Source organism: Microbulbifer aggregans (genome assembly GCF_020524005.1).
Lineage (GTDB): Bacteria > Pseudomonadota > Gammaproteobacteria > Pseudomonadales > Cellvibrionaceae > Microbulbifer > Microbulbifer aggregans_A.
The window spans coordinates 73838-86765 of record NZ_JAIVKK010000007.1 but is presented as its reverse complement, the minus strand read 5'-3'; the positions used below and the strand labels follow the sequence as shown (position 1 = coordinate 86765).

Genomic DNA, 12928 nt, shown 5'->3' with positions numbered 1-12928 from the left:
CACGAACTGCAGGCGATTCAAGGGACAAAATTTGATCGGAGCGGCTCGGTGTGCCTGAGTCGCAAAGCAATAAACGCAACTGGTTACCGCCGTGTACCTAGGCAGTCATGCAATCAATATGGACGCGAAAGGGCGTCTGGCCATTCCGGCACGGGTCAGGGACTCGCTGCTGGAGGATTGCGGTGGGCGTTTGGTAGTTACTGCGCATACGGAAGAACGCTGCCTGCTCGTCTATCCTGAAGCGCAGTGGCGTGAAATTCTCCCTAAGATTGAGGCGTTGTCCAGTTTCAACAAGGTGGCGCGCCGCGCACAGCGACTGTTGATCGGCTACGCCTGTGAGTTGCAGGTAGACGGCAATGGGCGGGTGTTGATCCCGCCGACCCTGCGGGAATACGCGGGGCTGGAAAAGAAATTGATGCTCGTGGGGCAGGGCAAAAAGCTCGAGCTCTGGAGTGAGGATCGCTGGATGAGCTGGTTGGATGACAGCGAGGGTGACGGAGAGATGCCGGAAGAAATGGCCTCTCTGTCTTTGTAACCGATTAAAACTGTAGGAGATCGGGGTGTCTCAAGAGCTGCATCGCAGTGTGTTGTTACGCGAAGCCGTGGATGCCCTGGTAGTGGATCCGGGTGGTTTTTATATAGATGGGACTTTCGGGCGCGGCGGGCACAGCGCGCTGATTCTCGAAAGTCTCAACGGCGACGGGCAATTGTTGGCTGTGGATAAGGATCCTCAGGCCATTGCCTACGCCAATGAACGGTTTGCCGGTGAGGCTCGTTTTCAAATCTGGCATGGCTCTTTTGCCGATATGGATCAGGCGGCTGCGGAAAAAGCCGGAGAGGTGAGTGGGATTCTGCTTGATCTCGGTGTTTCCTCGCCTCAGCTGGATCAGGCTGAGCGAGGGTTCAGCTTTCTGAATGATGGCCCTCTGGATATGCGGATGGACACCAGTCGAGGCATGAGCGCTGCAGATTGGGTCAACAGCGAGTCTGAGGGCGAGCTGGCGCGTGTATTCAAAGAGTACGGTGAGGAGCGGTTTGCACGCCGTATGGCGGCGGCGATTGTCCGGCGCCGGGTGGAGCAGCCGTTCGAGCGCACGTTGGATCTGGCTGAGGTGGTAAAGGCGGCGAATCCGGCCTGGGAAAAGGGGAAACACCCTGCGACCCGGGTTTTTCAGGCGATCCGCATTCACGTGAACGGTGAGTTGGATGACCTGCAGTTGGCACTGGAGAAGTCACTGGCGTTACTGAAGCCGGGCGGGCGCCTCGTGGTAATCAGTTTTCACTCACTGGAAGACCGGATGGTGAAACGATTTATTCGCGAGCAGGAGCGTGGGCCACAGCTGCCCCGGGGGTTGCCGGTAATGGACAGCCAGATACACAAGACGTTGCGTTCGATCGGGAAAGCGGCAAAGGCGGGCGGCACGGAAGTGGGGGACAACGTGCGTTCGCGCAGTGCCGTAATGCGTGTGGCGGAAAAGCTGGGCTGATCCGCAATGGGTGCAAATAAATGGACGCTTGGTGGCGTGTGGGTGTTGCTGATGGTGTCTGCGTTGACTGTGGTGCACACCACCCAGCGCAGTCGAGAGCTGACCGCACAGCTGGAGCAGGCTCAGCACCACCGGGATGAATTGCGTTACGAGCAGGAGCGCCTGTTGCTGGAGCGGGGGGCCTGGTCAGCGTATAGCCGAATCGAGCAGGTTGCTAAAGAGCGGCTGCATATGCGGGTGCCATCGCCGTCAGAGCGGATTCTGGTTTCCTCGCAGCGCAAGTGAACACTTTGGAGTTTTCGTCGGATTGTTGATTTGCCGACGAGTGACCTCTTGGGCCGCGTGGTCTGAGGGAAGGCAGACGCCCGGGAACGGGCGCATATAAATAATGAAACAGGACTGTGAGTCATCATGGGTGCCGTAAAGAAACAGCAACAACAGCCGGGTATTGCCCGCTGGCGCTTCGCGCTGGTGGCTGGCCTGCTGTGCCTGCTGGCGCTGGCGCTCGTGGTGCATCTGGCGGGCTTGCAGGTCTTGCCGGAGCAGGACCGCGGATATCGCTTCCTGCAGGATCAGGGGCGCGCGCGCACCATTCGAACCGAAGAGATTGCGGCCTATCGGGGCTCGATCGTTGATCGAAATGGTGAGCTGCTGGCGGTCAGTACCCCTGTGCAAACACTCTGGGCAAACCCGCAGCTCTTGAAAGAGGCCTCCGCTGATCAATTGCGCCATCTGGCCGCGGCTCTGGAGACACAACCGTCGCGTCTCGCCAAGCGCCTGGAGAAGTACCGTAATAAAGGGTTTATGTACCTGCGTCGCCATATGACACCAGAGCAGGCGCAGCAGGCGCTCGAACTGGATATCGCGGGGGTTTACAGCAAGAAGGAATACCGGCGTTTTTACCCTGCGGGTGAAGTGACTGCCCAGTTGCTGGGCTTTACTAATATTGATGACCGCGGTCAGGAAGGGCTGGAGCTTGCGTTTGAGCAGTCTCTGGCGGGCGAGTCGGGCAAGCGCCAGGTAATCAAAGATCTCAAAGGGCGGACCATACAGGATCTGGCGGTCAAGCAGGAGGCGCGCCCCGGACGTGACCTGCAGCTGACCATTGATATGCGCCTGCAGTACCTGGCGTACCGGGAGCTGAAAAAGGCAGTGGCCGAAAATGGCGCGGCGTCTGGTTTTATGGTGATTCTGGATACGCGCAGCGGTGAAGTGCTGGCCATGGCCAACCAGCCGTCATTCAACCCCAATAATCGCGAAGGGGTGAAGGCGTCGGCAATGCGTAACCGCGCCTTGATTGACCAGTTTGAACCGGGTTCCACCATCAAGCCGCTGACCGCCCTGGCGGCGCTGGAAACTGGCCGTTACACGCCGGATACGGCGATCAACACCAGTCCCGGATATATCCGCCTGCCGGGGAAGACGCTGGTAGATCCGGTGAACTATGGCCAGCTGGATTTGACCAGTGTTATTACCAAGTCCAGCCAGGTGGGAATCACCAAAGTGGCTATGGATCTTGAGCCGGAAACTTTGCGTGAACTTTTCTACCGTCTTGGGCTCGGAGAGGCCGTCGGCAGCGGGTTCCCCGGGGAGGCAGCGGGAATTCTCCCCACAAGGGATCGTTGGCACCCGATTGAATTGGCCAACTTTGCTTTTGGCTACGGGCTGACGGTCAACTCGGTACAGCTTGCCCAAGCCTACAGCGTGGTGGCGAATGCCGGGCAGAAGCGCCCGGTTTCTCTGGTTTTGGAGAAAGGCAAAAGCAGTCGTCGGGCGCCAGCAGAGCAAGTGGTTGACCCTGCTCTGGCACAGCAGGTGACCGCCATGCTGGAGACAGTAATTGGCCCCAGGGGTACTGGAAAGCAGGCCGCTGTTGAGGGCTACCGGGTGGCGGGTAAGACCGGCACGGTGCACAAGGTTGGCAGTGGGGGCTATGCGGATAACCGCTACCGTTCGGTCTTTGCAGGATTTGTCCCGGCGCAGAACGCGCGTTTGGCCGCTGTGGTCGTGATTGATGATCCCAGCCACTCTAAATACTACGGCGGCGAAGTGGCTGCTCCGGTATTTGGCAAGGTAATGTCCGGCGCTATGCGATTACTGCAAGTGCCGCCGGAGGAAGTCGCGCCCGCTGAACGGCAGCTGGCGACGCAGTTGGACGAGAGAGGTACCACGTCATGACTTCGCAACAGATTGCAGGCGCCCAGAAGCGCAGTGTTTCCCTGATGGAACTGGTTCCCGGTTATGCGGGCATTCCGGATATCGCAGTGTCTGGTGTTGCACTGGATAGTCGCCGTGTGGAAGCGGGTGACGTGTTTATGGCCATTCGTGGAACCCTGGTCGATGGACGAGAGTTCATTGATGCGGCTATCGCCGGCGGTGCGGCTGTGGTGTTGGCTGAAGGGGAAACGGTCGGTAGCGAAATCCGGGATGGCGTACAGGTCGTTACGGTGCCCGGGCTCGCGGCGCGCATCGGCGAAATTTCTGCGCGCTTTTATGGCAAGCCGACAGAGTCTATGTACCTGGTGGGGGTCACCGGTACCAACGGCAAGTCCACCTGTGCCTATCTGGCTTCCCAGCTGCTGGCGCAACACTTTGGCCGCGCTGCGGTAATGGGCACTATCGGTAATGGGGTGTGGCACGACGGGACTGTGGATCTCGTAGAAACCGGATTAACCACGCCTGACCCGGTGCGCTTGCAGGCGGATTACGCAGCATTTTACGAAGCCGGCGCCCGCGCGGCAGCAATGGAGGTTTCCTCCCACTCGCTGTCCCAGGGGCGAGTGCACGGTCTGGTTTTCGACACGGCGATGTTTACCAACCTGTCTCGCGATCACCTGGATTACCACGGCAATATGGTCGCCTACGGTGCGGCCAAAGAAAAACTGTTTGGCCTGCCCAAGCTGAAGCGCGGCGTGATCAATATTGATGATCCTTTTGGCGCTCAGTTGGTTGAGCGCTGTAAATTGCGAGGCCTCAAGGTCATTACCTACGGGCTGCAAAACGGCGATCTGCAAATTCGCGACTTAAAGCGGTTGGAAGATGGTTTTTCCCTGCACTTGATTACGCCGTGGGGCGAGGGAGAACTCAAGGCGCCTCTAATCGGCGACTTCAATATTCACAATGCTCTGGCTGTGGTTGCCGCGGTTGCCGCTGCGGGTATGTCTCTGAAGGATATTCTGGCCGCGTTCCCGCAAATCAAGCCAGTGCCGGGACGTATGGAGCGCGTGGCAGTAGCGGGTAGTGAAGACGTGAGTGTGCTGGTGGATTACGCCCACACTCCCGACGCCTTGCGCGCGGCGCTGGAAGCTGCGCGGCCTTATTGCCGCGGCAACCTCTGGTGTGTGTTTGGTTGTGGTGGTGATCGGGATTCCGGCAAGCGTGCACCTATGGGAAGTATTGCCGTTGACCTTGCTGATCGAGTGGTCGTGACCAGTGACAACCCCCGGAGTGAAAACCCTCAGAGCATCGTAGACGACATTCTGCAGGGTACGGATGGCCGCGGGGAGAGCAAGCAGGTTTCTGTTGAAGTGGATCGAGCCAAAGCCATTCGTTTTGCAATCGAAAATGCTGCGCCCGGCGATACGGTTTTGATCGCCGGTAAAGGGCATGAAGACTACCAGTTGATCGGAAATGAGAAACTGCACTTCTGTGACCGCGAGCAGGCCCGGAACGCACTGCAACAGCGGGCAGCTCAAGAGGAGGGCGCGGGCAAGTGATCAGTCCTCTCTCACTGTCGCAATTACAGCAGCGCTTCGGCGGCGAGCTGAAAAATGGCTCGGTGGACTTTGGCCGCGTGTGCACAGATACGCGCAAGCTGGACTCTGACGCGTTGTTTGTTGCGTTGCGCGGGGAGAACTTCGATGCGCATGACTTCCTGTCGGAAATCGATGGAAAAGTCCTCGGTCTGGTTACAGAGAAAGCGATTGATGGCTCTTTGCTACCACAGTGGGTAGTGGCAGACACAACCGTGGCGCTTGGTCAGATTGGTCGCCTTTGTCGGGAGCAATTTGACGGTCCCGTGATCGGTGTTACCGGCTCTTGCGGCAAAACCACGGTAAAGGAGATGCTCGCGGCCATTTTCGGTCAGCGGCATCGCGTATGCGTCACACAGGGCAATCTGAACAACCACTTCGGCGTGCCCATGACCCTGTTTTCGCTGACAGCCGATGACCAGGTGCTGATTGTGGAAATGGGGGCCAGTGGACCGAACGAGATTGGTTACCTGTGTGGGATCGCAAAGCCGGAGATCACGGCGGTCAATAACGTTATGCCGGCGCATGTTGAAGGGTTTGGTTCTGTAGATGGTATTGCGGCCGCAAAAGGCCAGATCTACACAACGCTGGCACCGGGCGGAAGGGCCATCATTAACGCCGATGATCGCTATGCCGGCTACTGGCGAGGTGAGCTTCCGGAAGGCGTGCACAAAATAGAGGTCGGCCTGGGCCATCAACATGATGTGCACGCGGACAATATTCATGTGGCAGATGACGGCTGTGCCGGATTCGACCTGGTAATTGAGGGAGTATCTCACCCGGTGCAACTCAAACTGCTGGGTGAGCACAATGTGCATAACGCGCTGGTTGCTGCAGGCTGTGCATACGCGGCAGGTGTTCCGGTGAAAGAGATTGCAACCGGCTTGTCTGCGCTGCAAGGCGTCGGCGGGCGCCTGCAGATTCACGCTGGTATAGCCGGTGCCACGGTGATCGATGACAGCTACAACGCGAATCCAGGTTCCGTAGCGGCGGCGATTGAATTATTGGCTCAGCGCCGTGGCAAGAAAATCCTGGTGCTCGGTGATATGGCCGAGCTCGGACCGGAAGCTGACCAGGCACATAAGGACATGGGGCAGTTGGCGCGGGAGCGCGGTATCGATCAACTGTATACGCTCGGTCCATTGAGTGTTGCTGCGGCTGTTGCTTTTGCTGCTGGGCGTCAACACGTACAAAAACATTTTCCGGATCGTGATGCGCTGATCAAAGCGCTCTCGCCGGAGCTGGATGGGAACACCACGGTGTTGGTGAAAGGTTCCCGCAGTGCGCGCATGGAACTGATTGCGCAGGCACTGACCACTGGGAATCAAAAAAAGGGCTGAATGATGTTGCTTTGGCTGGCTGAATTTTTACAACAGTACATAAAAGGCTTTGCGGTCTTTGACTATCTGACCGTGCGCGCCATTTTGGGGGCGCTTACCGCTCTGGGCATTTCACTGCTGGTGGGACCGCGGATGATTACCTGGCTTAATCGGTTGCAGGTCGGTCAGGCGGTGCGTGACGACGGCCCCCAGTCGCACCTGAGTAAATCCGGTACGCCGACAATGGGCGGAACACTGATTCTGGCCGCGATTTTTTCTGCAGCGCTGCTTTGGTCTGACCTGAGCAACCGCTACGTGTGGGTAACCCTGCTGGTGACCTTTGTATTCGGGGCGGTGGGCTTTGTCGACGATTACAAAAAAGTGGTTGAAAAGAGCTCCCGGGGACTGATCGCGCGCTGGAAATATTTTTGGCAATCGGTAGCCGGGCTGGGTGCGGCGATTTATCTCTATATGACGGCAACATCGCCGGCGGAAACCCAGTTGTTCGTGCCCTTTTTCAAGGATATTGCGATCAACCTGGGACCGATAACGTTCATCTTGCTCACCTATTTCGTAGTGGTCGGTACCAGTAATGCGGTCAATTTAACCGATGGCCTCGACGGGCTTGCGATTATGCCGTCAGTGATGGTGGGCGGTGCTCTGGGTGTTATTGCCTATCTGGTCGGGCACGTGGAGTTTGCGAATTACCTGCACATTCCATCTATTTCGGGTGCCGGTGAGCTCGCCGTGTTTTGTGCCGCATTGGGGGGCGCGGGGCTAGGGTTCCTATGGTTTAACACCTATCCCGCACAGGTGTTTATGGGGGATGTGGGTGCTTTGGCGCTGGGAGCCGCGCTGGGAATTATCGCGGTTATCACCCGCCATGAAATTGTACTGTTCATTATGGGCGGTGTGTTTGTCATGGAGACCGTTTCGGTGATTCTGCAGGTGGCCTCATTCAAGCTGACCGGCAAGCGTATTTTCCGTATGGCTCCGCTGCACCATCATTTCGAATTGAAAGGCTGGCCGGAGCCGCGCGTTATTGTTCGTTTCTGGATTATTACTGTCGTTCTGGTGCTGGCCGGTCTGGCGACCCTGAAACTTCGCTAATTGAAATAACAACAACAGGCTGACAACGAGACTATGAATCTCATTGCGACTTCAGAGAAAAAAGTGGTGATCGGACTGGGCGCTACCGGGCAATCGGTGGTGCGCTTTCTCGTGCGCCAGGGTTTTTCTCCGGTTGTTGTCGATAGTCGCGCGCAGCCGCCGGGACTGGAGTCTTTTCAGCGCGAGTTTCCGAACGTGCCTGTACAGTGCGGTACGCTTGAGCGTGAAACCCTGCTGGCAGCGAGCGAGCTCATCGTGAGTCCCGGCATAGCACTGGCCCAGCCCGATATTGCAGAAGCCATTCGCGCGGGGATTCCCGCTATTGGGGATATTGAGCTCTTCGCCCGTGAGCTACTGAAGCTGGCAGAAAAGCCAAAGGTTGTTGCGATTACCGGTTCCAACGGTAAAAGCACAGTCACTACGTTGATGGGCCTTATGGCCGAAGCGGCAGGCATTGATGTAAAAGTGGGTGGAAATATCGGCGTGCCGGTACTGGATCTGTTGTCGCAACCACTGCCTCAGCTGTTTGTGTTGGAGCTTTCCAGCTTCCAGCTGGAAACCACCTCCAGCCTTGCACCCGACGCTGCGACCATTCTGAATCTTAGCGCCGACCATATGGACCGCTACCCAACGCTCGCGGCCTATCACCAGGCGAAGCAGCGGATTTACCGCAATGCAAAACAGCTGGTGGTCAATCGCGCGGACCCTCTTACCCGTGGGCCTCTTGCCAAAGGGCATCAGGAGTGGAGCTTTGGGTTGGAAAGACCAGACCTGCAGCAGTTTGGTGTGATTGAGGACGATGGTGAGCAGTGGTTGGCGCGCGGCGCGAACAAATTGATGCCTGCGAGTGAGATGGCGATGGTGGGTAGCCACAATATCGCCAATGCGCTGGCGGCACTTGCGCTCGGTAATGCCGTCAATCTGCCGATGGAAGCAATGTTGTCAGTGTTGCGCACGTTTGCGGGTTTGACTCATCGCTGCGAACGGGTGGCCGATTTCAGTGACGTGACATTTGTGAATGACTCCAAAGGCACGAATGTAGGCGCGACCAGGGCCGCACTGGAGGGGCTGGCCACAGACAGCCGAAAAATTGTACTGATCGCTGGCGGCGATGGTAAAGGCGCAGACTTTACGCCATTGGCAGAAGCGGCTTCCGCGCTCCGCGGCCTGGTTACCATTGGTGTCGATGGCGACAAAATTGCCAGTGTGTTCGAAGGTTTGGTAAGTCAACAGTCAGCGCAAACTATGGATGAGGCGGTGAGCATCGCGCTCGACATGGCGAGACCGGGAGATTACGTATTGCTGTCGCCGGCCTGTGCCAGCTTCGATATGTACAAGAATTTTGAAGCGCGTGGTGAAGACTTCCGCGGTGCGGTAAATCGTTTGGGCAGCGCTGTTTCCGTGGACCGGCACGGGGGGGGACGATGAGCCGCACCGATAAAAAGTCACCGAAGGCTTTGGCTGCAGCGGGCTCCGACATCGGACGGGATAACTACGATTGGGTTTTGCCGTTTTGTATTATTGCCCTGGCGAGTATTGGTGTGGTTATGGTGGCATCCGCTTCGATCGCATTTGCTGCCGACGTATATAACGACCCCTGGTATTTCCTGAAACGTCACCTGGTGTTTTTAGCGGCCGGCGCGACCGGCGCACTGGTCGTGAGCCGGATTTCCCTGGAGGCCTGGTCAAACCTGTCCTGGACGTTACTGATCTTTGCCGTAGGTTTGTTGGTACTGGTTTTGATTCCTGGAATCGGGCGCAGCGTTAACGGCAGTATGCGCTGGATTGCCCTGGGTCCGGTGACGGTGCAGCCAGCAGAGGTAGCAAAGTTTTGCTGTCTGATTTTCTTTGCCAGCTTCCTGACCCGGCGCCATGAAAAATTGAGGCACTGGAGCAGTTTCATGGTGCCGATTTCGGTGCTGGGTTTTGTGGCGATTTTACTGTTGCTGGAGCCGGATTTTGGGTCGGTGGTGGTGATCTCCGGTACCGCATTAGCGATGGTATTTCTGGCTGGTGCCCGCTTGCCCCACACCTTTTTACTGGTGGGATTGGCCGCTTGTGGCCTGGCGTTGATGGCATTGATCAGCCCGTACCGGTTGCAGCGCCTGACAACCTTCCTTGATCCGTGGGGCGAGCAGTTTAGCGGTGGCTACCAGCTCACTCAGTCGCTGATTGCTTTCGGCCGCGGGGAGTGGTTTGGCGTCGGTCTCGGTAACAGTGTGCAAAAGTTATTTTATCTGCCCGAAGCCCATACGGACTTCGTGTTCGCCATTCTGGCCGAAGAGTGGGGCATGTTCGGTGGCCTGACCGTGATCGGACTTTACGCCCTGCTGACCTGGTCGCTGTTGCGCCTGGTCAAGAAAGCCCTGGTTCAACAGGCATTTTTTGCCGCGCTGTTGACCTTCGGGATTGCGGTACTGATTGCCGGGCAGGCCTTTGTAAATATGGGCGTCGCCTCTGGATTGCTGCCCACCAAAGGGCTTACTTTGCCATTCGTCAGCTCTGGCGGCAGCAGCCTGGTGGTGTGTTGCGCGTTATTCGCGATAGCGTGGCGAGTACAGAAAGAATTGAATGAAAAGCCGGGAGAAAAGAAGTCAGGGGGAACAATCAGCAAGTTGCCGATCTTTAATCCCCTGCAATTGGGCGACCGCAAAACAGGGGAGGCAGCGTAGTGGCAGAATCAGTTGCGCTGGATAAACCCTTCGAGGGCAAAAAGTTTCTGGTGATGGCCGGAGGAACCGGCGGTCATGTGTTCCCGGCGTTAGCGGTAGCAAAGGCGCTACAGGCACAGGGGGCTGAAATTGAATGGCTTGGGACTCAGCGTGGAATTGAGTCACAGCTGATTCCGGCCGCAGAGATTCCGCTCCACTTTATCAGTGTGGAAGGGGTTCGTGGACGCGGCCGTGGAGCTTTGCTGAAGGCGCCATGGCAGATCAGCAAAGCGATTATGCAGGCGCGTCGAGTGGTAAAAGCGGTCGCTCCAGATGCCGTACTGGGTTTTGGTGGATTTGCTACTGGTCCCGGCGGCGTTGCGGCAAGGCTTAGCGGCATTCCATTGATTATTCATGAGCAGAACGCGGTTGCCGGTACAACCAACCGCTTGCTCGCCCGTATTGCCTCACGGGTACTGGAGGCATTTCCAAGCGGATTGCCTGCGGCGACACAGGTAGGGAACCCGGTGCGTAGTGAAATCGCGGCTTTGCCTGCGCCTTCGGAACGGGTTGCCAAGCGTCAACCGCTGCGCCTTCTGGTTTTGGGCGGAAGTCTGGGAGCCGTGGCGATCAATGAGTTGGTGCCACAGGCCCTGGCCAGACTGGATAGTGACCTGCGTCCGGATGTCGTGCACCAAGCCGGTCAAAGGCATCTCGACGTAGCCCGGGAGGCGTATGAACGGGTGCAGGTCGCAGCGGAGGTGGTGCCTTTTATCTCTGATATGGCGGCGGCATATGAAAGTGCAGACCTGGTGATCTGCCGTTCCGGGGCGCTGACGGTATCGGAAATCGCCGCGGCTGGCGTCGGGGCAATCATGGTGCCATTTCCGTTCGCAATCGATGACCACCAGACGAAAAATGGTGAGTGGCTGGCGCAAGCCGGGGCCGCGATGGTGATTCAGCAAGACGATCTCGATGCGGATCAGCTGGCAGGGATCCTTCGAGGTCTCTTCGCCGAACCAAACAAATTATTGGCCATGGCTGAAGCGGCACGAAAGGTTGCCAAGCCTGATGCGACAGAGCAGGTGATTGCCGTTTGTCGCGAAGAGATGGGGTGTTGATATGTCTCTAGATAAATCCAAATACAGTCAGGCCGTGAGTGACGAGGGCAACTACCGTGTGCCGGCAATGCGCCGTATTCGCCGGATCCACTTTATTGGTGTAGGCGGTGCCGGTATGAGCGGTATTGCGGAAGTACTGCAGAACCAGGGATATGAAGTTTCCGGTTCTGATCTGCGCGACAGCAAGGTAACTGAAAGGCTGCGCGGACTGGGAGTGAAGGTTCAGATTGGTCACACCGCGGACAATGTACGCGATGTGGATGTGGTGGTGAATTCATCCGCTATTTACGGCGATAACCCCGAGCTGATCGCTGCGCGCGAAAACCGTATCCCGGTGGTGCGGCGGGCGGAAATGCTGGGTGAGCTCATGCGCTATCGCTACGGTATCGCGGTGGCGGGCACCCACGGCAAGACAACGACCACCAGCTTGATTGCGTCAATTTTCGCCGCGGATAAAAAGGATCCGACATTTGTCATTGGTGGTTTGGTGAATAGCGCTGGCGCGAATGCGGCGCTGGGTGAAAGCCGTTACCTGATTGCTGAAGCGGATGAAAGCGACGCGTCTTTCCTGCACTTACAGCCGATGGTCACGGTTATTACCAATATCGACGCTGACCATATGGAGACCTACGGCGGCGATTTCGAGAAAGTGAAGCAGATTTTTATCGACTTCGTACATAACCTGCCATTCTATGGCCTGGCCGTGGTCTGTGGTGACGATGCCAATGTGCAGGAAGTGATACCGAAGTTCGCCCGTCCGGTTACCACCTACGGATTCGATGAAGAGAATGATTTCCGAATCAGCGATGTACGCCAGGAGCCACTGCGCAGTTTCTTTTCGGTAGCGCGACCAGACGGCAGCAAGCTGGATGTTTGTGTCAACGTACCCGGCATTCACAATGTATTGAATGCTACGGCTGCTATTGCGGTTGCTACAGAAGAAGGTGTCAGCGATGAGGCGATCCGCGAAGGGCTGAAAGGTTTTCAGGGCGTGGGTCGTCGGTTTCAGATTTATGGCGACTATCAGGTATCCAGTGATGCCGATGCAGAAAAAGTCATGTTGGTGGATGACTACGGTCACCACCCGCGCGAAGTTGCTGCGACGATAAAGACGGTTCGAGACGGTTGGCCTGAGCGTCGGCTGGTGATGGTTTATCAACCGCACCGCTATACCCGGACGCGCGATCTGTTTGAAGATTTTGTTCAGGTGCTTTCACAAGTCGACAAGCTGGTCCTATTGGATGTATATAGCGCAGGTGAAGCGCCGATCCCGGGTGCTGATGGGCGCACACTCGCACGGAGTATTCGTAATCGCGGGCAGGTAGATCCGGTTTTTGTTGAAAAAGTAGAGCAGGTACCGCCGGTATTGACGGATTTGCTGGAACCCGGCGATATCGTCCTGACCCAGGGCGCCGGTAACGTCGGTGGTTTGGCTCAACAGCTTGCAGATTTACGCCTGAGCGATAAGCCGGCCGGGGAAAAATAAGT

The 12928-nt window shown here is 57.1% G+C and carries 11 protein-coding genes; all 11 read left to right on the top strand.

The window, feature by feature from the left end; translation table 11 throughout:
• The first annotated feature begins 91 nt into the window (after nt 1-91).
• The 11 genes from mraZ to murC all read left to right on the top strand — a co-directional run bounded on the left by mraZ (nt 92) and on the right by murC (nt 12926).
• Nucleotides 92-535 carry a division/cell wall cluster transcriptional repressor MraZ gene (mraZ, locus tag LC093_RS13745; RefSeq protein WP_226665772.1) on the top strand — a complete coding sequence of 148 codons (444 nt, stop codon included), beginning with the start codon at nt 92-94 and terminating at the stop codon, nt 533-535.
• Nucleotides 536-560: 25 nt separating this feature from the next.
• Nucleotides 561-1487, top strand: a complete 927-nt coding sequence (rsmH, locus tag LC093_RS13740; RefSeq protein WP_226665769.1) for a 16S rRNA (cytosine(1402)-N(4))-methyltransferase RsmH — start codon at nt 561-563, stop codon at nt 1485-1487.
• Between the two features lie 6 nt (nt 1488-1493).
• Nucleotides 1494-1772, top strand: a complete 279-nt coding sequence (gene ftsL / locus LC093_RS13735; RefSeq protein WP_226665767.1) for a cell division protein FtsL — start codon at nt 1494-1496, stop codon at nt 1770-1772.
• A 126-nt stretch (nt 1773-1898) separates the two neighbouring features.
• On the top strand, nt 1899-3665 hold the full coding sequence (locus LC093_RS13730) for a peptidoglycan D,D-transpeptidase FtsI family protein (RefSeq protein ID WP_226665764.1): 1767 nt from the start codon (nt 1899-1901) through the stop codon (nt 3663-3665).
• Nucleotides 3662-5203 (top strand): UDP-N-acetylmuramoyl-L-alanyl-D-glutamate--2,6-diaminopimelate ligase, encoded by a 1542-nt coding sequence (locus LC093_RS13725; protein ID WP_226665762.1) that lies wholly within the window; start codon nt 3662-3664, stop codon nt 5201-5203. Before LC093_RS13730 ends, LC093_RS13725 begins: the two co-directional genes overlap by 4 nt.
• Nucleotides 5200-6579, top strand: coding sequence for a UDP-N-acetylmuramoyl-tripeptide--D-alanyl-D-alanine ligase (locus tag LC093_RS13720; protein WP_226665759.1), 1380 nt, complete (start codon nt 5200-5202; stop codon nt 6577-6579). Before LC093_RS13725 ends, LC093_RS13720 begins: the two co-directional genes overlap by 4 nt.
• Nucleotides 6580-6582: 3 nt before the next feature.
• The gene (gene mraY, locus LC093_RS13715; protein WP_226666228.1) at nt 6583-7668 is read left to right on the top strand and encodes a phospho-N-acetylmuramoyl-pentapeptide-transferase; all 1086 of its coding nucleotides are present in this window, start codon (nt 6583-6585) and stop codon (nt 7666-7668) included.
• Between the two features lie 33 nt (nt 7669-7701).
• Nucleotides 7702-9096 carry a UDP-N-acetylmuramoyl-L-alanine--D-glutamate ligase gene (murD, locus tag LC093_RS13710; RefSeq protein WP_226665757.1) on the top strand — a complete coding sequence of 465 codons (1395 nt, stop codon included), beginning with the start codon at nt 7702-7704 and terminating at the stop codon, nt 9094-9096.
• Complete coding sequence (ftsW, locus tag LC093_RS13705; RefSeq protein WP_226665755.1) at nt 9093-10340, top strand: putative lipid II flippase FtsW; 1248 nt, start codon at nt 9093-9095, stop codon at nt 10338-10340. Before murD ends, ftsW begins: the two co-directional genes overlap by 4 nt.
• Nucleotides 10340-11440, top strand: a complete 1101-nt coding sequence (murG, locus tag LC093_RS13700; protein ID WP_319004932.1) for an undecaprenyldiphospho-muramoylpentapeptide beta-N-acetylglucosaminyltransferase — start codon at nt 10340-10342, stop codon at nt 11438-11440. The genes ftsW and murG overlap by 1 nt, the downstream gene beginning before the upstream one ends.
• A 1-nt stretch (nt 11441) precedes the next feature.
• Nucleotides 11442-12926, top strand: coding sequence for a UDP-N-acetylmuramate--L-alanine ligase (murC, locus tag LC093_RS13695; RefSeq protein ID WP_226665752.1), 1485 nt, complete (start codon nt 11442-11444; stop codon nt 12924-12926).
• Nucleotides 12927-12928 lie beyond the last annotated feature (2 nt).